At 56.1% G+C, this 19,881-nt stretch carries 16 protein-coding genes and 1 pseudogene; 7 read left to right on the forward strand and 10 right to left on the reverse strand.

What is annotated here, in order from left to right:
• The first annotated feature begins 66 nt into the window (after positions 1–66).
• Together AC5SEO_RS18390 and AC5SEO_RS18395 are read left to right on the forward strand one after the other, a co-directional pair.
• On the forward strand, positions 67–303 hold the full coding sequence (locus tag AC5SEO_RS18390) for a hypothetical protein (RefSeq protein WP_162647858.1): 237 nt from the start codon (positions 67–69) through the stop codon (positions 301–303).
• Positions 300–827 (forward strand): Hsp20/alpha crystallin family protein, encoded by a 528-nt coding sequence (locus AC5SEO_RS18395; RefSeq protein ID WP_076846204.1) that lies wholly within the window; start codon positions 300–302, stop codon positions 825–827. Before AC5SEO_RS18390 ends, AC5SEO_RS18395 begins: the two co-directional genes overlap by 4 nt.
• A gap of 203 nt (positions 828–1,030) precedes the next feature.
• On the opposite strand, the gene AC5SEO_RS18400 is transcribed toward AC5SEO_RS18395, so the two are convergent.
• The 5 genes from AC5SEO_RS18400 to AC5SEO_RS18420 all read right to left on the reverse strand — a co-directional run bounded on the left by AC5SEO_RS18400 (position 1,031) and on the right by AC5SEO_RS18420 (position 6,418).
• Complete coding sequence (locus tag AC5SEO_RS18400) at positions 1,031–1,297, reverse strand: GrlR family regulatory protein (protein WP_003516916.1); 267 nt, start codon at positions 1,295–1,297, stop codon at positions 1,031–1,033.
• A gap of 280 nt (positions 1,298–1,577) precedes the next feature.
• Positions 1,578–2,396 (reverse strand): universal stress protein, encoded by an 819-nt coding sequence (locus AC5SEO_RS18405; protein WP_003516917.1) that lies wholly within the window; start codon positions 2,394–2,396, stop codon positions 1,578–1,580.
• Positions 2,397–3,069: 673 nt separating this feature from the next.
• On the reverse strand, positions 3,070–3,387 hold the full coding sequence (locus AC5SEO_RS18410) for an ATPase inhibitor subunit zeta (protein WP_065703945.1): 318 nt from the start codon (positions 3,385–3,387) through the stop codon (positions 3,070–3,072).
• Positions 3,388–3,554: 167 nt separating this feature from the next.
• The gene (locus tag AC5SEO_RS18415; RefSeq protein WP_003516919.1) at positions 3,555–4,028 is read right to left on the reverse strand and encodes a pyridoxamine 5'-phosphate oxidase family protein; all 474 of its coding nucleotides are present in this window, start codon (positions 4,026–4,028) and stop codon (positions 3,555–3,557) included.
• A gap of 536 nt (positions 4,029–4,564) precedes the next feature.
• Positions 4,565–6,418: an ABC transporter ATP-binding protein gene (locus tag AC5SEO_RS18420; RefSeq protein ID WP_495363912.1), complete on the reverse strand. Its 1,854-nt coding sequence runs from the start codon at positions 6,416–6,418 to the stop codon at positions 4,565–4,567.
• A 570-nt stretch (positions 6,419–6,988) separates the two neighbouring features.
• Between AC5SEO_RS18420 and AC5SEO_RS18425 the strand changes: the two genes are divergently transcribed.
• The 3 genes from AC5SEO_RS18425 (at position 6,989) to AC5SEO_RS18435 (ending at position 9,430) form a co-directional block, all read left to right on the forward strand.
• Positions 6,989–7,882 carry a helix-turn-helix domain-containing protein gene (locus tag AC5SEO_RS18425; RefSeq protein WP_035200764.1) on the forward strand — a complete coding sequence of 298 codons (894 nt, stop codon included), beginning with the start codon at positions 6,989–6,991 and terminating at the stop codon, positions 7,880–7,882.
• A gap of 154 nt (positions 7,883–8,036) precedes the next feature.
• Positions 8,037–8,681, forward strand: coding sequence for a YbhB/YbcL family Raf kinase inhibitor-like protein (locus tag AC5SEO_RS18430; protein WP_244517153.1), 645 nt, complete (start codon positions 8,037–8,039; stop codon positions 8,679–8,681).
• 29 nt (positions 8,682–8,710) lie between these two features.
• Entirely contained in the window at positions 8,711–9,430 is a 720-nt protein-coding gene (locus AC5SEO_RS18435) for a class I SAM-dependent methyltransferase (RefSeq protein ID WP_495363913.1), read from the forward strand.
• A gap of 299 nt (positions 9,431–9,729) precedes the next feature.
• On the opposite strand, the gene htpG is transcribed toward AC5SEO_RS18435, so the two are convergent.
• The 3 genes and pseudogenes from htpG to rhtA form a co-directional block, all read right to left on the reverse strand.
• Positions 9,730–11,622 (reverse strand): molecular chaperone HtpG, encoded by a 1,893-nt coding sequence (gene htpG / locus AC5SEO_RS18440; protein WP_495363914.1) that lies wholly within the window; start codon positions 11,620–11,622, stop codon positions 9,730–9,732.
• 237 nt (positions 11,623–11,859) lie between these two features.
• Positions 11,860–12,016 (reverse strand): annotated as a pseudogene (locus AC5SEO_RS18445) (DUF4172 domain-containing protein); the annotation flags it as partial.
• Positions 12,017–12,460: 444 nt separating this feature from the next.
• Positions 12,461–14,713: a TonB-dependent siderophore receptor RhtA gene (gene rhtA / locus AC5SEO_RS18450; RefSeq protein ID WP_495363915.1), complete on the reverse strand. Its 2,253-nt coding sequence runs from the start codon at positions 14,711–14,713 to the stop codon at positions 12,461–12,463.
• Between the two features lie 161 nt (positions 14,714–14,874).
• On the opposite strand from rhtA, the gene rhrA reads away from it, so the two are divergent.
• Positions 14,875–15,825, forward strand: a complete 951-nt coding sequence (rhrA, locus tag AC5SEO_RS18455) for a rhizobactin biosynthesis transcriptional regulator RhrA (RefSeq protein ID WP_495363916.1) — start codon at positions 14,875–14,877, stop codon at positions 15,823–15,825.
• 77 nt (positions 15,826–15,902) lie between these two features.
• On the opposite strand, the gene AC5SEO_RS18460 is transcribed toward rhrA, so the two are convergent.
• Both AC5SEO_RS18460 and AC5SEO_RS18465 read right to left on the reverse strand, forming a co-directional pair.
• Positions 15,903–17,159, reverse strand: coding sequence for a RhtX/FptX family siderophore transporter (locus AC5SEO_RS18460; protein WP_495363917.1), 1,257 nt, complete (start codon positions 17,157–17,159; stop codon positions 15,903–15,905).
• 343 nt (positions 17,160–17,502) lie between these two features.
• Positions 17,503–18,441, reverse strand: a complete 939-nt coding sequence (locus AC5SEO_RS18465) for an AraC family transcriptional regulator (protein WP_013637579.1) — start codon at positions 18,439–18,441, stop codon at positions 17,503–17,505.
• A 135-nt stretch (positions 18,442–18,576) separates the two neighbouring features.
• Between AC5SEO_RS18465 and AC5SEO_RS18470 the strand changes: the two genes are divergently transcribed.
• The gene (locus AC5SEO_RS18470; protein ID WP_495363918.1) at positions 18,577–19,827 is read left to right on the forward strand and encodes an ABC transporter substrate-binding protein; all 1,251 of its coding nucleotides are present in this window, start codon (positions 18,577–18,579) and stop codon (positions 19,825–19,827) included.
• Positions 19,828–19,881 lie beyond the last annotated feature (54 nt).

The raw sequence follows: 19,881 nt of genomic DNA on the forward strand, positions 1-19,881 counted from the left end.
CATGGCTCCTTCCTATTGATGATCAATTCGATGAGTAGAGTGTGCATAAAGGATTGCAGACCCGCGATGATCTTCGTCAATCGCAATGGAGAAACTCCAAATCCCGTACCGATCATTGCAAGGTGCCCTGCCGACGCGATCAACGGCTTGAACTCGGTGAAGAGTGGCATTGATCCTGTCAATGCGGGCCTGATTGCGCGGTGTTTAATCGGGATACTCAATGAAGTGCGGTACGCGGTTGAAATGACGTCAAGTTGCCGTTTCAAGCGTCATCTTTCTTCAATTACAGGAGAAATATCATGACTTTGGCCCAAACCAAACTTCCGGTGAGCTCCAATGAAACGCCGGTCAAATCGATGGGAAATTTCTGGTCCCCGATTGATACCCTTCGCTCCGAGATCGATCGGCTTTTTGACGGCTTCGCTCCCTCATCGTGGCATGCACCTGATCACTCCTCTTTCGGCGGCACCTCTTCCGGCCTGAATGGATGGAGCACCTCACTGGCGGTCGATCTGGTCGAGAAAGATGATACCTACGAGGTTATTGCTGAATGCCCCGGCCTTGATGCGAAAAACATAGAGGTCGAGCTTTCAAACGGTCTTCTGACTATCCGGGGTGAAAAGCGGGAGGAAAAAGAAGACAAACAAAAAGAATATCATGTTTCCGAACGCCGTTACGGCTCCTTCCAGCGCAGCTTCTCCTTGCCGGTTAACGTCGATGCCGACAAGGTAGCGGCCATGTTCGAAAACGGCCTCCTCAAGGCGAGGCTTCCAAAAAGCGCTGAAGCAAAGAAGAACCAGAGGAAGATCGAGATCAAGGCAGCTTGACCTTCGATTTGATCGGGGCGGTGAAAAGTGTAAGCGGTATTCGCCATCCCGCTCTAACTCTATTAGTGGGGCACGACCGATAAATTCAGAATGAGGAATCCTGAAACCGTAATGCACCATCGCATCAGCGCAGGCTTCCGATGAGCGCTCTTTGCATCACAACTACCCGAAGAATAGTGATACGCTCCCCTTTTTCTCAATCTCTAATCTTCGAAGAAGCGATCAATCCGAAAGCCATTGAAAATGGCAATCGAAAATAACCCCTCAAGATATACTCTGCCATTCGCTCCCAAGACATAGGTCATCCCGGGAACCATGGTGCGCGTCTTGACTTTGACATCCGCGACAAGCTTGCTGTCTTCAGTATGGTAATTGCCGACGTAATAGGAGCCTTGTTCCCCTCCAAGTAGTTTCCCGTCTCTCAGGACGACTACTCCACCGCCTTCGCCAACTGAGACAGTGAATTTCACGCTTTATAGCCCGTTTTTCATGCCTCGCTCTCCATTTACACTAAAGGTTGATAATGGATGCGCGCAAAAGTCTAGCAGGGCTCTACAGGAAATCCTATAAAGCCCGAAGCAACGTGCTCACCGTCCAAGCGATCAAGCCGGGATAGTCGGCGAAGTTTTACATGGAAGCCCGGCCCGGCCCTTGAAAAACGAAAGCATTCATCATTCTTCTCCTCTTGATCAAAAGTCGCGCGAGGCGGTTATCTTCACGCAAAGGCACCCAGCCTCCTCTTTCAAGTTATTATTTCGCCAGAAGGAGCGGTCGCCTGGTCTTTTCGATCATAGTGCGCGTGACGCCGCCGAAAATACGTTCGCGCAGCCGGGAGTGGCCGTATGCGCCCATGACGATGAGACTTGACTGCAAGCGCTCCGCATAGGTTTCGATCGTCTCGGCTATCGTCCGGCCTTCGCTCTTTATGCTTTCAATCGAAGCATTAATCTGCTGATGAGATAGATACGATCGCAATCCTGGCGCCAACTCCCGATCGTCGTCAGGATCGACGACAATGATCTCGACAGACCGCGCCCTTTTCAAAAAGGGAACGCTCGCCCTAACGGCCGCAGCTGTTTCCGGCGCATCAGACCAGGCAATCAGAACGGAGTTCTTGTCCCAAGAAAGGCTGCGCAAGGGATCGACCAAAATCGGTACACCGGCGTGAAAAAGAGCTCCGTCAAGGATGGCATCACGCACGCCAGGATCGTTTAGAATATCCGGGCCGATCGCAACAGCGTCGGCGAATTGCGCTCGATACCCGACAACATTGTCCAGATTGAATATTTCGGTATAGGCTTCCTCAATATCAAACGAAGAAATCTTGCCTTTCAGATAATTTTCGAGAGCAAATACTTGCCGTGCCAGCCTGTCTTGGTCGGCCTGCCGCTCGTCTAACCACGCTGCTGACACGCTCTCCATATGGGCACCGACGGGTGGTGGTGAAGCAATGCCGATCAACAGCACGGAAAGATGGCTTTCCATCGCATCGGCCAAATTGAAATCCATGTTTGACTCGGGCGAGGCAGGCTCACCTGTCGTGATCTGCAATAGCGTAGCGAAGCTCATTTTGTTCCTCCTGAACTTTCACTTCAGGATGAAGCAGTTGCGGTAAGATAGCCTTGATCCTCGTCAATGGGCCATTCGATGAAATTCCGGTGGGAAAGGGTAACCTGTGAGCGACACCGCTAGCCAGCACGCGAAAATTCTGCCGTGCGCGCAGTCCTGCGGTGCAGGTGTGGCCTAGTGCAAGTCACCCCGTACATTTTGGAAACGGTGCGACATGGAAAAGAAGCGCCGAAGCGCACACGGGTTAAAAAGTCACGCAATCATTCGCGACAAAATAAACGCCTGACGCCGCCAAAGCTGGACTTCCTGCAGCCTAAAACCCTGTTCAGGCATCGACGTATCACTACAGCATTACCTGCCGATCGGATACACCACGCAAGGCTTGCACTCGATCGACAGCCGCTTCTTTTTTATCTTTCCATTTGATCTCATGCCTGAGATTATCCAGCCCTTCTCGACGTGGACTTCCGCCGCATCGTGAGAAATATCTGTGTTCCAGTTGATCGTGATGAACTTAAGCTTGGCAGGCTCATCATCAGCCGTCAGCTTCGCACTGACCCTCGTTTCGGCAAAGGCCGCTAAGTATCAGCGGTCGCTTTACGCATTCTGCTTTAACTACCCAAATCGACCCGGCACGTTGATGTTTGTCTCACGATGGAATGGTCTAGTTCGTCTATTGGTTCACTGAGCCTTCAACGTCCCTTACCGCATCGGCAAAGCATTTTTGCATTTTGTGCCGTATCAAATTACGTGTATCCGAAAGCCCGAGGATCGCCAGATCGCTTTCCAGTTTTTTCAAGACACCCTCGTCGCCCCGTGCAAAATCAGCTTCAATAATGTCCTCAAGACAACGCGCAATATCGCGACCGAGCAGCGTGGCCACCCAACTCGCCAGCATTTTGTCACGCCTGGCGCGAATTCTGAACGGTTTCTCAGCCATCTGGACATATTGCCTCTCTGCAGCTCTCTCGCGTTCATCGTAGATCGTCATGGTACGCTTCTCCCCAAATCGCGGCCTTCGGGATCACCCGGATCTGGCCGATTGCGTAGAAAGTGCGGCAGAAATCTCGACCCGTCGGCGCCCAAAGCAACAAACGCCCCATGTACACGCCGACAAAACTGCTGCGGACAGGTCAGTGCACAAGAGTCCAGCGTCGCCTATTGCGACAAAACACGCTCCGGCTGGCCCTCTCTCGCCTCTCTACCACTCAAAGTCACGATATCCAGTGCAAAAAAGACGTGTGGAGAGGTCCCTCGACGAGGTTCAGATCGAGGTTTCAGGGCGCCGGGTTCCCACCAGTCAAAGTGTTCCGCAAGCAGCTCCCAAGCATGTAAGCGTTCCCGAACGGGGGGGTCTTCGTCTGGCAACTCCCGAAAAGAGGAGTCGATTATGACGCTCGCCCATTGATGCGCACCTTCCGGAGTGTCGATCTGCAAACAGGCACGCGGGTTTGACCGAAGGAATTCAAGTTTCTTTCCCGGCATTGTAAACGCGTAAAGGCTGTTTCCCGAATATGCGTAATATATTGGAACAACATAAGGGATATTATCCCTCGCGCACGCCATTCGCGCCAGCCTCTGGACTGCGATGACGGCGAGACACTCGTTGTGCGTCATTTCTCGGACCAGCATCGCTTACCTCCCGTACTCAGAAATGGAGCTTGCATCTGGAGATGTACAAACGTCGCTCCGCCACGCGGGAAATCCCGCGTCCGAAGTACTTTTTCCGTTTCTACATTTTCATCTCGGTGCAGCGTATCCATTAGTAAATAGAAATATCAGCCATCCGCCATTGACCTTTATCAATCGCAGAACCTTATGACGACGCAGAGCCCGTAAATCAGCACGGAACATTGACCCCTTTTTCTATCCGAGTTTCGCCTCCTGTGGGCGATGAGGTTTGATCGCCGAGCGCTGGACGGGTTCCATAGTTGTGCCAGGTGCGTGCTGGCCACCCCAATCCAGCAGGATCAATTTGCGATATCGATTTGAGTTGTCCTTTGGCCACGATTGACCGGAGGAAGAACGCGCCACGCTCAGGTTAAACAGGGAGCCGAGTCTGCTGCCCTTTGGAGAAGCAACACTATTCACCGTGAAGCAGACCATCTGTTCAGCAAACAATTCCGAAATGCGTCGCGAATAACTGGGGTTTTATCGCAAACGCGGGTTCAGTTGATGTCGTCAGGAATAAATCCACCCGTCTGCCGCTGCCACAGCCGCGCGAAAAGACCATTGGTTTCAATTAACTCCCCCGGCGGGCCTTCCTCTATTATGCGGCCGTTTTCGAGCACGACGATGCGGTCCATGCTGGAGATGGTCGATAGGCGGTGGGCAATGGCGATAACCGTCTTGCCTTGCATCACAAGATCAAGTTTCTCCTGAATCGCGGCTTCGGATTCACTGTCGAGGGCCGAAGTTGCTTCATCGAGGATCAGGATCGGAGCGTTTTTCAGGAGAACGCGGGCGATCGCGACACGCTGGCGTTGGCCGCCGGACAGTTTGATGCCGCGGTCACCGACGTAGGCGTCGTAGCCCTTGCGGCCATCGCTATCGGAGAGTTCTGTTATGAAGGTGTCGGCAGCAGCCATTCTGGCGACATCTTCCACCTCCTGCGCGCTCGCCTCCGGTCGCCCATAGCGGATATTATCGCCGACCGAACGATGCAGCAGCGACACATCCTGGGCTATAACGCCAATCACGCGGCGCAGACTTGATTGGGTGACCGAGCGAATATCCTTGTCGTCGATCAGGATCGCGCCGTCCTGGATATCGTAGAAGCGCAGCAGGAGATTGGCGAGTGTGGTCTTGCCAGCCCCCGATAGCCCGACGAGTCCAACCTTTTCACCGGGACGGATCGTCAGCGAGAGATCATCGATAACCGGCTTGCCAGTCTTGTAGGCGAAACGGACGTTCTCGAAACGGATTTCGCCATGGCGAATGGTAAGATCCGCTGCGTCTGGACGATCGGTGATGGTGGGCGGTGTCGTCATGACGGGCATGGCGTCCTTGATCGTACCGACTGCCTGGAAGATCTGTTGGCCCATCTGTAGGAACGTGAAGGTGTGAGCAGACAGCCGGCTGAGGACGTAAACGGCAGCCGTGAATTCGCCGATCGTGACGAAACCATCGACAAGCCCGGTAAATCCGATCGAGAGTATCGCCAGCCAGTGCATCATGTTGAGGGCAACGACAATGACCTCCGAGGTGCGGTAGATCCGCTGTTCACTTTGTTGGGCACTGATGGCCTTGGCAATAATGCCGCGGATAGCGCCCGCCTCGCTGTCTTCGGCGGCAAACTGCTTCACCATCTGCATATTGCCGTAGAGATCGGTGATCGCGCCAGAAATCAGGCTGCGCCGCTTGGCGGAACGGCGCGAGCGCTCGGTAAATACAGGTGCCAGCCTGATAGCGAGCAGAACGTTAAGCGTGATCCAGACGATGGTCGGCAAGGCGAGCTGCCAGGAGAGAGCGCTCAAGAGAATGACCGACCCAGCAATTTGCATCACGAAGCGCGGGATGGACTGGAAGGCCGATATGATCTGCTGCTGCACGGCAGAGGCCACCTGCTGCAGACGTGAGGCGACCTGACCAGCATAGAGATCATGGAAAAAGGCCAGATCCTGCCGCTCCACCGCCTTGTGGCCCTGCCACTGAATGGCGGCAGGCATACCAATGCCAAGCGTATGCGAGTTCAGCGTGTTGACGAGAAAGGAGCCAAGCGGGATTGCGGGAAACAGCATCAGGCCAAGCAAGGTCAGAAGCAACCATTCATTGTGCAGGAAGGCGCTTGCGCCCTGTTGCGTCACGCCATCAACGATGACCGATAGTCCCCAAATAATCGTCAGATTCATGGCCTCGATTGCCATTGTGGAAAGGGCGAGCACGAGCAGGATGCCGCGGAACATCCGGATGAAGTGCAGGAGAACAGCCACCGGGCCTTTCGCGGGCAACGGCTGATAGGGGATGTCGAGGGGTTGGATCAGCGTTTCAAAGGGTCGATAGATCGTATCGGAAATCGACATCAGGGCTCGAACTCCAATTGAGGAAAGATCAGAGGGTCTCGGCATATTTTAGCATTTCTGCGACGGCATCAATTATGACCTCGTTCCCAAGCCGACGTCCGGCACGAGCCAACGCCACGAATCCAACACATCTCGGCCAGCAACTCCATCATACCGAAACATAAGTGACCGCTTTGGGATGCACCTCTGCCGGATCGAATGGGCGACCCGACGGTCCAAAACGGAAGTTATTTTCGCCTTGGGCCGGGACCGGACTGTCTGATTTATGGCGGCGCGAGTGAAATAGCTGCCGTCAAACGCGGTGAACACTTTGACTGCTTCTGAACGTAATTCCAACCGTTTAGGCGTCCAGCACTCTGCGTCCAGGCGCACGATGAGAACCTCTACGACCAAGATAACGGCGCTTTGCCGGCTTGCAATATCCGACCATTTCAGACGTTGTAGCCCTCCAAAAGATCGCCAATGGCAGACAGTACCTTTCCGTTTTCAGCGCCCTTCGGCGGCGTATCGACAGCGACTTGATTTCAACATAGCAATGACGCCTGATCCAATTTCGAGATAGCTTGTTCAATGCGTGACAGCGACAAAACACTACGGCGGCGTCTCGTTGATGCCCTTCGCCCGCTGGCCGAGCGCGACACGCGCTTGATGCTCGAAAACGAAGATCCACCGTTCATCTCGGCCTTCGTCGCCCGTCACAGGGAAACCATTTCCGAGCTCAGCATGCCCGCAGCCGGCCTCGTCATCGTCATCGAAGGCCGCAAAGAAGTGCTGTGGGGCGCGAAACGCGATATCTACCACGCCGGCGACGCCTTCGTGCTGCCGGCCGGTGCGGAGATTGATGTTGTGAATGAACCAGATGCCGACACTGGCGTCTATCGCGCCCTCTTCGTCCGCTTCTCTCGCACCCTGGTCATCGAGGCGGCACGCCTTTGGCCGCAACTCACCAAGCGCGACATACCCCTCGGCTCGCCCATCACGATCAGTCCGACGCTCTGCTCGGCAATCATCCATAGTGGCGAGGCGCTGGCGGGTACGCTCGACCTTTCCCGGCGCGTCGTAGATCACCGTGTTCTCGAGGTTCTGCTTATCCTGGCCGAACAGGGTGCGCTGCCATTGATGCCCAAATATGTCGACCGCTCAGTCACAGAAGCAGTGCGCCTCCTGATCCGCCACCGGCTCGATCACGCGTGGTCAACCGCCGCGGTCGCCGCGTCCCTGTCGATGTCAGAGGCCACCCTGCGGCGGCGACTACGGGACGAAAACCACTCACTACGTGCGCTGCTGCTCACCGAAAGAATGCATGCCGCTTACCTCATACTCTCGGATCGGGATGCCGATGTCGCCGACGCAATAGCCGCTACCGGCTACGCATCGCGTTCACACTTCTCGCGGCACTTCCAGGATGCCTTCGGACAGGCTCCTTCGACCGTTCGCAGGGCACGTAAAAAACCATTAGCCTGACCGCTTCAGGCTCATTGCTGATCAGATCGGGCCCACCCGCATTGGCATCGTTCCCTATGCTCGACTGAAATCAACCAGGCGAGACGAGATGAACAGGAATAAAAGAAGCATATGCGCTGCCATTGTGGCCGCCGCATTTTCGGCGACAGCGCCCATGGCCGCGGACTCCACGCTGTCCGTAAAGATCGAAGGGCTTGACGGTTCTGGCCGGTTTTCAGATTCCGCCGCCTTCTGCCCGCCCGGAAAAGGGGCGAAGGACGTGAGCCCGGGGGTCTCATGGTCGGCAGGCCCAGAGGGCACCAGATCTTATGTGTTACTGATGACCGATCCGGACGTACCACTCGATTTTAGCCTCATCAATAAACCTAGCACCACGATTCCAGACGACGCGCCGCGGATCAAGGTTTTCCACTGGGTTTTGGCCGATATTCCCGCCGGCATCATATCCATCGGCGAAGGTACGGAAAGCGAGGGTCTCGTGCTGGGCGGCAAGCCGGTCGGATTGACACCACACGGACTGCGCGGCGCCAATGTCTTTACGAGTTTTCTGGCCAAAACTGATGGCATGGCAGGTACCTATGGTGGTTACGACGGCCCCTGCCCGCCCATAAACGATCAGCGCGTTCACCGCTACATCCTTGAAGTGGTCGCGCTTGACGTTGTGACACTGGGCCTTGCCGGGCCGTTCACTGGCGAAGACGTGGAAAAAGCCATGGCTGGCCACATCCTTGCAAGCGGCAAGGCGACAGCGACCTATTCATTGAACCCGGGCCTGATCCCCGCCGCCACGGCGAAGTAGATTGCAATCCCGAAAGGTTCAGACACACCATGGCACCGATAAATGTTTCGTCCTTACCCGTCTTCAATCGGGATGCATCCGGCTACGACGCCCTTCGGCGAGGCCTTATTCCCTGTTTCGATACGTTTTACGGGACAGCGCTCGACTTGATCGACGACTGGCGGGACGCCGCGAAACTGCGTGTACTCGATCTTGGCGCTGGCACTGGCCTTTTCACGGCAATGCTGCTGGCCCGCCACCCCGATGCCCAGATCCACCTCGTCGATGCCTCCGAAAAGATGCTCGAGCAGGCCCGGCAACGCTTCGATGGCAATCCGGCCATTACCTATGCCGTGGCAGACATGTCAGATACCGAACTCGGCGGTCCGTGGGATCTCATCATCTCAGCGCTGGCGATCCATCATCTGGAAGACGCCGCGAAAAAGCATCTCTTCGATGAAATTCGGAGCGCCTTGTCGGAGGGTGGCCTGTTCGTCAACGCCGAGCAGGTCCTCGGCCATGATTGCGAGGTAGAGGCCCGTTACGCCCGTATCTGGCTGCAACAGGTCAGGAGGCTGGGCGTACCCGAAGAGGAAATCACCAAAGCGCTCGAGCGGATGTCCCACGATCGTTGCTCCCCTATCGAGAACCAGTTGCAATGGATGCACGATACGGGATTTTCCGAGGTGGACTGCAGCTTCAAAGCATGGCGTTTCGCGGTGCTCAGTGGCCGACGTCAGGGCGAGCCGCCAGCCACTACGAACTTTTGAGATAGCAGCAAGACCTGGCATCAGCGGTTTATGAAATCTGCAGGGATTCTATAACGGGCCCTTGGCAGTCTACAGGTCCAGTGATGACTCATGATGGGTTCTGTAGTGCAGTTGCATCGTCCAGAGGGTAGAAAGCGGCACTGAAGGGGCTGTGCCGAGCGCAATTGGCGCTGTCATGATGCATCTTTTGAGACAACGCCGTCACACTCATTGATAACCTGCGCAACATCGGCAACCACCAATCGTCCTCTTCGGCCGAGTGTTGGCAAGGCAGCCAAAGGCCGCCTCGCCGAGGATTGTCACTTACCGGATCTCATCGCAAGGGCAAATAACCTGGCCTGCCGATCGGCGAACGCGCGCGGGTTGGCTGGTTTGTCCCCGTCAAGGATGCGGGCTTCGTCAAGCAAAAGCCACGCAGCATCCTCGCGAAACGCCTGATCGTCCATTGAAGCAATGTTTTTCACAAGTTCGCTCTGCCCATTGATCTCCAGGATCGGCTTCGACGTTGTTTGCAACCGCCCGGCGCCTTTCAGGAGTTTTTCGAGTTGGCGGTCGGGGCCATAATCCGACGCCACAAGGCAGACCGCACTTTCGGTCAACCGATCAGAAATACGCACGTCAGCGACCTCTTCACCAAGGGCGCTTCGCGCGAAATCGATGAAGGCTCCAACCTCGGGAGAAGCTTGCCGACCAGCCTCATCAGCGCCTCCCTCCCCGGCAACAGTGTTCAGATCGGCAAGACCTTGGGTGACAGATTTAAATGGCTTGCCTTCAAAATCTGGCACATTGGTCGGCCAAAAGTTATCGACGCCATCTGTAAGCAGGAGGACTTCGATCCCTTTGGCCCGGAAACCCTCAAGGTGCGGCGACGATTTCAGCTGGTCCAAAGTGGAGCCGCTAATATAGTAGATCGCCGATTGTCCTTCCCTCATCGTGGCCAGGTAGTCAGCCAGGCTGCGTGTCGCCTCGCCCGATGCGGTGCTGCGGAAGCGTGCCAGCTTCAGCAACTGTGAGCGCCGTTCGAAGTCCTCGTAGATGCCTTCCTTGAGAATAGCCCCGAACATATCCCAGAACCTGGCAAAGGTCTCGCCGTCGTGCTCGGCCATCTTCTCCAGCGCGGAAAGGATCCGGCTCGTCACGCCCTTTTTGATGGCCGCGAGGACCGGACTTTCCTGGATCATCTCGCGGGAGATGTTGAGCGGCAGATCCGAAGTATCAACGATGCCGCGGACGAAGCGCAGATAGCGCGGTAGCAGTTCGGCATCATCGGTTATGAAAACGCGCTTCACATAGAGCTTCATCCGACCATGTCGGTCCGGATCAAACACATCGAATGGCTGAGAACCGGGTATAAAGGCAAGAGTCGTATATTCGTGTCGGCCCTCAGCGCGGAAATGGACGTTACTCAGCGGCTCGTCGTACTGGCCTGAAACGCTCCGATAGAAATCGACATAATCCTGCTTGGATATTTCGTTCTTCTGCTTGATCCAGAGCGCTGCACCATCGGATACCTGTGAGGGCTCGGCACCCTCCTTCTCGACCAGACGGATAGGTACGGGGACGTGGCCGGACTGGTTTCGAATGATCTCCTCCACCGTCCATTTGCTCGTATATTTCTTTGCATCTTCCAAGAGATGTAACACGACGCGAGTACCGCGTGTCGGTGCTTGTCCCGGATCGACCGCAGCAATGTCATAGCTTCCTTTGCCGTCGGATGACCATTTCCAGGCCTCGTCCTTGCCGGCGCGGCGCGAGATTACTTCGACCCGGTGAGCGACCATGAACGATGAATAGAAGCCGACGCCGAACTGGCCGATCAGTTGCGCTTTCTCTCCAGCTTTGGCCGCCTCAAGCCGATCCATGAATGCTTTTGTCCCCGAGCGCGCGATCGTACCGAGCGCGTCGATCATCTCGTCGCGGTCCATGCCAATGCCGCTGTCTTCGACAACGAGCGTCTGCGCCTCTTCATTGAGCGTCACGAGAATTCCAGGCTGGATCCCATCGGCCGAGAGTTGCGGCTTGGAAATCGACTCATACCGCAGCTTTTCGCAGGCATCCGCCGCGTTCGAGATCAATTCGCGCAGGAATACATCTTTGTCCGAGTAGACCGAATGCACCATCATGTGCAGAAGTCGGCTGACATCGGCTTCGAATACGTGTTGCTCGGGCTGGCGCTCTTGTACGGTCGTCATTGATACCTCCATTGCACATAAATCGCCGGTCAAATGGTTTTTCCAGAGTCATATTTCAAGCGCTATCTAGCGCTTGCGCCAGCGTTCCTGGATCGTCTTTCGACTAGATTGTTTCCGATTGTCAGTTTTCGTGAGCCTTTAAGATTGCGCCAACAACCTCCTCGCAAATAGTGCTGCGAAAAAGATGACATTCGGTAGCTTTTTACCGGTAAGTCAGCAGAGATATAACCGCTACCGACCGAAACTCCGGCGCAATGATGACTGGACACTCACGCGGTCCATAAATTCCCCCCTCAACTTCTGAGGTCTTGACCGCTTCATCGCCCAGCAACTCGATACAACGTTGTTTGCTGTTGTCCTCGTTGAAATGGCGAACAGCACCGATAACCTCGCCGTTCCTGACAACGGGTGTCTGCCCCATCCTATCGGTCCACATTGCAGATGCGGTAAAGCTAGATATCGCTGCGCGCAGAGCCGTTGGGCCGCAAATTCGTCTTCAAGCCCTGCCCGGCCATTGTCCGACGGGGTCAGAAATCGAAGCGCGGGAGATGTGCAAGACAGACATTCAAACACGGCGGCTTCCAGACACTCGATGCCTGACGCATCGCCGACATGTCACCAACCTCGATCTTTCAACCACTGTGAGCCTTAGAAATATCGAAATTGCCGCTTCTTCTTCAGCGCCCGCGCCCAGAACCCGCGCGCCCTCCAGATAAGCCCTTCAGTTCCGCAGCCATGGAGAGTGAAGGCACCATAGCCGGTCGGACCGGTCATTGCGCTGACCTGGCGGCGCGTGGCGGGAATAAAGATCCCCGCCACATGCCGCCCTGATGATCCATCAGAAAACTTTCGTCAATGAAACGGCGAACGTGCGTCCGCGTCCCTTGTAGTCGAACACGGCTTCATTGGCCAAAGCCCCATAAAGCGCGTTGGCGCGCGCGCCCCATATGGTTGTGTAATCCTTGTCGAACAGGTTCATCACGCCGAAGCGAAGCGTTGTGTCCTGCGCTTCGAAGCGATAGGCACCGGTTAGATCGAACAGGGTGTAACCATCAATCTTCCGGCTGTCGTCGTCGCCGAGATTGAAGGCATGCTGCCCGGCCAGCTTGATGTTGAAGTTGTCTTTCGTCCAGCCAATATAACTGCCGAGCTTGGAAACACTGGCGGTACCGATGCTTTCCTTCTCCCAGTTACCGTCAGACTTGATTTCCGACTTCACCCAGTGACCGGATGCGCCAACATCAAACCCGTAATCCAGTGTCGCGCTGGCGCTGGCCTCCAGACCATAGACACGTCGCTCACGATCAACGACATCAACAGCCAGGGTCGTGCGGTTCAACTCGATGGATCGGTTGGAGAGCGAGTAATATGCCGCGGTCTGGAAGCTGAAGCTATCGTCATTGAAACGATAACCGACTTCAAAAGAGTTGGTCTTGATCGCCTGGAGTGCGGAGTCGGCAACATTGACGCTATCCAGGAGGACGTAACGGCCTCCGACAAGCCTATAGCTCCCGATCCCGTAATATTTTGCCGGGTCAGGAAGCTCGAAACCCTGGCCGAAATTGGCATAGATTTGCTGCGTAGCGGTCAGCTCATAGGTCGCGCCGGCGTTAAACAGAGCCGCATCGTAGCTGACTTCCCCGCCGGGAATGGGATCCACAGAGGAGCCGACCCGGTTGAGAACGGCGACCTGCTGTGCCGCGCCGGCGAAGCTCGATACGTCGGTGGTGACATATTGATAACGCACACCACCATTGACCGTCAGCCGGTCCGTCGCCTCATAAGATCCCTGGATGAAACCGGCCAGGGTCGAGACATCGATGTCGGGATAAAGCCCGGTCATGCCGCGTGTCCTGAAGTCCATCGCACCGGTCGTCGCGACTGTCAGGAAATCGAACACGTTCTGTTTGGAACTCAGCGAATCCCGGTCGGCGTCGATGCCATATGTCACCTTAAGCCCGTCCAGCGGCTCCGAGATCATCGCTGCCTTCAGGCTATAGTAATCGGTATCCTGCGAGCTGCCACCGAAATAGACGAAGGGGGAGAAAATCGCACTACCGGGAAACGGGTGGAACCGGATTTCTTCCCGCCGGAAACTGCCCTGCAGAAGCAGTTCCTGCCCCAGGAAATCATTGTCGGTGTAAGTCGCGTTTACCATGGTACGGCGCGTGCGCGGGTCGAAATCCGATCGGTATCCGTCCCGCGTTTCAACCAGGTTGGAATTGCGGATCCCGGCAAGGCCTGCGCCAAGATAAAGCCCGAACGGCGAATCCTGGGCGCTGTCATAAAACTGGCCGGACACCTCAAGGCGCCTGTCGTCATCGATCTGCAAACCGACACTACCCATGAAATCGATGCGCTTGTTGAATGCTGTGGAAGTCTGGGTAATATCGGGGGTGAGCATCGTGCCGGAGCCATCGTAAAAGGCTCCCGTCTGGTTGCCGGCGATGGAGAAACGCGCATCCCAGTTTTCGCTGTTATAGGTCACGGCACCTGCACCGTTGCGGTCAAGGTCACGGGTACGGCCAAAGCCACTGCCAAGGCCCGCCGTCACTTCACCGCGCAAACCGTCCGGCGCATCTTTCCCCTTCTTCGTGATGATGTTGATGACACCACCCGTTGCATTGCCGCCGTAGATTGCCGTCGCGCCAGACAGAACCTCGACACGCTCGACATTGAACGGATCGATTGAATCGAATTGGCGGCTCAGGGAGCGCGCCGAGTTCATCGAAACACCATCGATGAGAATGAGGGCCGTGCGTCCCCGCAAGTTCTGGCCATAGGCTGTGCGCGCACCTTCGCTGGCGGGGTCGAAACTTGGAACTCTCTCAGCAAGAATCTGCTGAAGCGACTTGCCTGAACGGGCTTCGGCCTCGATGGCCTGTGCATCAACGACATAAATCGTTCGCGCCGTCCGCGAGATTTGCTGGGGTATACGGTTGCCACTTACAACGATCGGCTCCAGCACCGTAGAACCGTTGTCTGACTGCGCGTTCTGAGACGTATCCTGCGCCTGAACGGCGTCGTTGCCGCCCCCGATTGCGACGACGATAGCCACAAGACTAACGCCGACATTCCACTTTCCGATCATGTCGCCCCCAATGCGCAAAAAATATCTTCCAAGTCGTCCCTCGGAAAATACAAGACTGTTTTGATCATGTTTTATGCGCTATGAAACCGCCGGGCTTGGATGGGAACGAACCCGATTTGGATAGATGCGAACATCAACAGCAAAGACAGGTTTGATTTTTCATGGAAGTTGTCCGCCCCCTGAAACTTGGAACCCTCTCGCTACCTGATCCAGAAAGCAGACTGGTCTGCCGCACAATCCTTCTGGACATGTTGGGAGAAGCAACAATCACCGTTGAAGATGGTGATCTGGCGGGTGTCACCGGCCTTGTCTGGAAACACGAAAACCTTTCTCTCGCAACCGTTTACCTGCCCAAAACACCCTTGCGGCTGACAACTCATGGGATCGGCAGGCCTGATATCGCGATGTTGCGTGCAACTGACGGAACCTTAATTGTCCATCATCGCAAGCACACTTTCGAACTGGAACCCCGTGATGTCATCATCCTTCCCACGGATATGGCATCGGAAATTATTTTGCCGGAAGGCGGGCGCCTCGACTGCGCCCATCTTCCCCATGCCGCCCTTACCCTTGCACGAAAGTCGATCGACCGGATCTTGTTGCGGCCCTTTTCAGCAGAATGCCTGCCATTGCAGTTGTTGACCCACTATGCAGGATATCTTCTTCAACAGGACCATCAGGACAAAGAGCATGCCACCATGATGGTGGCGCACTTCTACTCCCTGCTTCCCGTTCTCGCCCGATATGGGAACGAGGTTTCGCCTTCGGCAGTTCCGCAAAACCGCATTGAAGCGATCAAGGCGATGGTTGAGGAAAATCTTGCCGACGGTGCGTTTTCGATAGCTGATGTGGCACGCACCGAAGGCATCACACCGCGCGCGATCCAGAAACTTTTCAGTCGGACAGGCACGACGTTTTCGCGCTACGTGCTGGAGCGTCGGCTGGTGCTTGCCAAGAGCCTGATTCTTGCCGAGAACACCGCAACCCCCATCAGCCAGATCGTCTACAGCGTCGGCTTCAACGACCTGTCATATTTCAATCGCACCTTCCGCAGTCGCTACGGAATTCGCCCTTCAGATCTGCGCCGCATGACGACGCAAAAAAACTTGTGAGGGATCAAGCCGTCTCGTAGCCCGGTTGGGGAAAGCGTCACTCCAGCCGCTTATAATCATCGCCACAACTAGACACCTTAATCGCGGCCCACCCTTCGAAGGAACCAGACGGACAGTCCCATTCCAACAAGCGAAAGAACCGTTGCCGTAGAAAACAACGCGGAATAACCCATCCGGTCGGCGAAAAAGCCGGCTGCGGACGCACCGATCATGTAGACGATTAGCTCGGCGCAGGTGAGAATGGTAAAATCAGTTCCTGGCTGGTCATTTGAAGAGTTCTTCATGAAAAATGAATAGATGGCGACCAACTCCATGTAGCGGATCAGCGTCTGGAATGCCGAGGCCGACATCGCCACCCACATGCCGGGCCAGACGCCGTAAGCATTCAGCGTAAAGGCAAGGAAGCAGAGGCTTCTGAGGCCACCGAGCAGGATAAGCGTCGCCGTCAAGCCAATCTTACGAATAGTGAAAGCGGCGATCGCAACGCCGATCAGGCCCGACGTTGCTGCCGCTCCACCGGAAAGGTAACCGATCCAGTCAGTCGGCACCTTGCTGTCAACCAGATAGGTACCTTCCATCCCGCGCACGAGCCCTTCACTCGCCCGGTACGTCAGCGCAAAACCGAGAATCAGCCAGGCATTAGGGCGGCGGAAGAAACCAGCAAGGCTGGCGCGCTTTTTCTCTTTCCCTGCCGTGGGCGCTTCGGGCTGCATGGCCAGGGCGGCAAAGAGGGGCAGCAACGACAGCACGGCTACCAGCAGTATCATCGTGCGCCATCCCGCGACATGAAACACCACCAGTGCCGCAGTACCGCCGACGATTACGCCCAGCGCAACGGCACCCGCCTGGACGGCATTCCCCAGGGAGCGTGTTTTGTCGGTCAGGCACCTTACGGCGTATCCGTCCGTTGCAATATCCTGCACGGAGGAGACAAGCGTGATCGATATGCAGATTGCAAACAGGACGATGGCATCGCTCGGATCCACCAGCGCCATGGACGCGATACTGACGCTCACGAGAAGCTGGGTCGGCACCACCCAGCCGCGGCGATGACCAAGCTTGGGAAACGGGGACCATCGATCCACCAGAGGCGCGACCGAAAATTTCAGGATGAGCGGCAGCATCAGCAAGGAAAACAGCCCGATAGTCGTGCGCGATGCCCCACTCTCGCGCATAATCGGTGGCAGGGCCACCAAAAGCAAATACGTCGGTATCCCCTGAGCGAGGTAAAGACCGCCCAGCACATACATCAACCGCCGCTCGAACGTCGAAGTCGAAACGGTGTCGCTAGGAATCGCGTCGTCGATTTGGGCCATTGCAAGAACCGAATTCATGAGCCCGGAACACCACAGACCCAGGTAAGGTTTTCAGCGCTTCAAACGCCGGTCTGTCCCGGAGCGTAAACAGGAGTATTTTTTAATCGTCTTTATCTCACCGGCAAGCAAATGCTTGGATATGGGCGAACCCGAATAGGACAATTGCGAACAACCGCTCGATGCGACAGAGTTGAAGCAACAAATGCAGCGGCCAGCTGCCACTCCCCCTCGCAAGACTGGTTCAGGAAATGGAGATGCCAGTTTTGTTGTGAGCGAAGAGGACGGCATATCGAAGCGGCGGTGATACGATAAAAACCGATTGCAGCCCCAGGGATCGATGATATCTCGGCGCGACCACCCATTAAATGGACTTAACCGGCACTCCTCCAATGACGGACTTGGCTCTTATGCGCGCGGCCTTTCGGTAGGCCCGGGGCGTGAGTCCCATCTCCATTCGGAAATAGCGATTGAAGTTCGACAGGTTGTTGAAGCCCGCCTCGAAACAGATATCGGTGATCGATATTTCGGTCTCCGCGAGAAGGGTTCTTGCTCGCCAGACGCGGACGGATCGGCTGTAGTCAGAAAAGTTCATGCCGGTTAGACGCCGAAAGGCACGCGAGAAGGCGGACGGCTCGAAACCAACCATCGCAGCCACTTCATGCATCTGCGCACCAGGATCCGATTGCAGGATCTGGATTGCCTGGTCGATCCGGCGGTGCCTGCGGTCCGACACCTGGTTATAGACCGCAATGAAGTGTTCGCTGGCGAGCAACCTCTTTTCGGTGGCCGCTTCGATTGCCTCCAGTATCTCTAAAAACAGCCCGAGCCCACCACGGTGTCCCACCGCGTGAAGCTCGAGAATCTTCGCTCCAATCAAGAGTGCGTCGGCGCCCAGAACCTCGATCCCCCGTTGGGCCAGAGGCTTCAGCCGGTGGAGCACTTCAAACTCAGGGCATACTGCGCGAATACCGATCAGGGCATCCGCGTCGAATTGCAGGACCATGTCTCGGCCTGGCAAAGCCGGTGCACCGGGTGTGATCCAGTTGTGCGGCAGATTTGTCCCGGTGAGCACCAGATGCCCAGGCCGAAACGGGCCGATATAGTCCCCCACATAAGCAAATCCTGAAGCGTCAGGGATGAAGTGAATCTCCCATTCGGGATGATAGTTCCAGATGCAGATCGGATTGGGATAGTCGTCCCTCCGGATCAGATAGGAAGCGCCTCCGGGTAAGACGATCTGCTCGCGCGTGGCGGTGAAAGTCTCAGAGACTGTTTGAGGAAAGTCTGATGCAATAGGCATTCAATTGCTCATGTTACAGCGCACAAATGTCAATATAATACCAGTTCTGTGACGGAGGCAAACTAGTACGCGCCCGTCGCTTGCGTAAATGTGGGCTGGTTGATGGCAAGGGAGTTGCCATTCAGGGAGGACATCATGACACTCAACGCTCTCCGCGCCGGTTGCGCGGTTATCGCCATATTTGCCGCATCCAGCGCTTTTGCCGCCGCACAATGCACCAGCGACGTGCGTGTCCTGGCGCAGCCGCGCGATGGACTGACCCTTCTCGAGAAATATGTCGATGAGTTCGAAGAGCTCTCCGGCGCAGGCTTCGAGATCAGCTATCTCAACGAGAACGATCGCCGCGCGAAGTCGCAGGCCGACGCCTCGACGGTCGGAAGCTTCAACGTGTATTATGTTGATGAAGCCAATCTGGCGCTTTTTGCCTCGTCTGGCTGGATCGTCCCGCTTGATGGCTTTTATCCATCCGAATACGACTACAAAGACTTCGACGCCGGTATGCGCGCAGCTGCGACCTTTGACGGAAAGCAGTGGTTTGCACCAGTGCAGGGCGGTGGCGACCTGATGGTCTATCGCACCGACCTCCTGGAAAAGGCAGGCATCGCGCCGCCGAAGACCTGGGACGAATATTTCACAGCCGTGCAGAAGCTGCATGATCCGGCCAACGGCGTCTACGGCACTGCGCTTCGCGGACAGCGCGGTTCAGGCGCCAACGTCTGGCGCTGGATGCCGTTCTTCAAAGCAAACGGTGGCGAGTGGTTCAAGGACGGCAAGCCGGCCTTCAATTCGGATGCCGCGGTAAAGGCGACAGAGACCTATCTCGAGCTCTTCAAATATTCGGCGCCGGGCACTCAGACCGGCTCTTGGGACGAGTCCACCGGCGCCTTCCGCTCCGGCAAGGTGGCGATCATCATCGAATCCGCCCCCCTTGGCGGCATGTCCGTCGACAAGGCACAGAGCCAGGTTGCAGACAAGGTTGCTTTCTCCGTTCCGCCGTCGCCGCTGCCTGGGGCCGGCTACGCCCATGGTTTTGCAATCGCGTCCAAGGCCAACAAGACAGATGAGGAAAAGGCCTGTGCTGGTCTCTTTGTTGCCTGGGCAACATCCAAGGAACAGGAAGCCCGCCGCCTCGCCGCCGGCCAGCCGGGCGAGTTGACGCGCACAAGCACCTATCAGAGCGCGGAATACGCCAAGACCTTTGGCCAGAACCTTGCCGACGCCATGGCGGCGACCGGTCAAAAGACCACAGTCACCTTCTGGCAGGATCCGCGCTGGCAGGAATTGGGCAACCAGTGGGGCATCATGCTGGAAGAGCTGATCACCGGTAGCCGCACTGACATCAAGGCGACGCTGAACGACCTCGAAGCCTTCGCAGCCAAACTCTGACGCCTCCCAAGCCGTCTGACGGGCGCGTCTGATGACGCGCCCCCTTTTCCCAAT

The organism is Agrobacterium sp. K11 (assembly GCF_059429395.1).

Coding starts and splice junctions, on each gene's coding strand:
- AC5SEO_RS18390 (WP_162647858.1), top strand. CDS start 67: ATGATCTTCGTCAATCGCAATGGAGAAACTCCAAATCCCGTACCGATC.
- AC5SEO_RS18395 (WP_076846204.1), top strand. CDS start 300: ATGACTTTGGCCCAAACCAAACTTCCGGTGAGCTCCAATGAAACGCCG.
- AC5SEO_RS18405 (WP_003516917.1), bottom strand. CDS start 2,396: ATGAGCTTCGCTACGCTATTGCAGATCACGACAGGTGAGCCTGCCTCG.
- AC5SEO_RS18410 (WP_065703945.1), bottom strand. CDS start 3,387: ATGACGATCTACGATGAACGCGAGAGAGCTGCAGAGAGGCAATATGTC.
- AC5SEO_RS18415 (WP_003516919.1), bottom strand. CDS start 4,028: ATGCTGGTCCGAGAAATGACGCACAACGAGTGTCTCGCCGTCATCGCA.
- AC5SEO_RS18420 (WP_495363912.1), bottom strand. CDS start 6,418: ATGTCGATTTCCGATACGATCTATCGACCCTTTGAAACGCTGATCCAA.
- AC5SEO_RS18425 (WP_035200764.1), top strand. CDS start 6,989: ATGCGTGACAGCGACAAAACACTACGGCGGCGTCTCGTTGATGCCCTT.
- AC5SEO_RS18430 (WP_244517153.1), top strand. CDS start 8,037: ATGGCCGCGGACTCCACGCTGTCCGTAAAGATCGAAGGGCTTGACGGT.
- AC5SEO_RS18435 (WP_495363913.1), top strand. CDS start 8,711: ATGGCACCGATAAATGTTTCGTCCTTACCCGTCTTCAATCGGGATGCA.
- htpG (WP_495363914.1), bottom strand. CDS start 11,622: ATGACGACCGTACAAGAGCGCCAGCCCGAGCAACACGTATTCGAAGCC.
- rhtA (WP_495363915.1), bottom strand. CDS start 14,713: ATGATCGGAAAGTGGAATGTCGGCGTTAGTCTTGTGGCTATCGTCGTC.
- rhrA (WP_495363916.1), top strand. CDS start 14,875: ATGGAAGTTGTCCGCCCCCTGAAACTTGGAACCCTCTCGCTACCTGAT.
- AC5SEO_RS18460 (WP_495363917.1), bottom strand. CDS start 17,159: ATGAATTCGGTTCTTGCAATGGCCCAAATCGACGACGCGATTCCTAGC.
- AC5SEO_RS18465 (WP_013637579.1), bottom strand. CDS start 18,441: ATGCCTATTGCATCAGACTTTCCTCAAACAGTCTCTGAGACTTTCACC.
- AC5SEO_RS18470 (WP_495363918.1), top strand. CDS start 18,577: ATGACACTCAACGCTCTCCGCGCCGGTTGCGCGGTTATCGCCATATTT.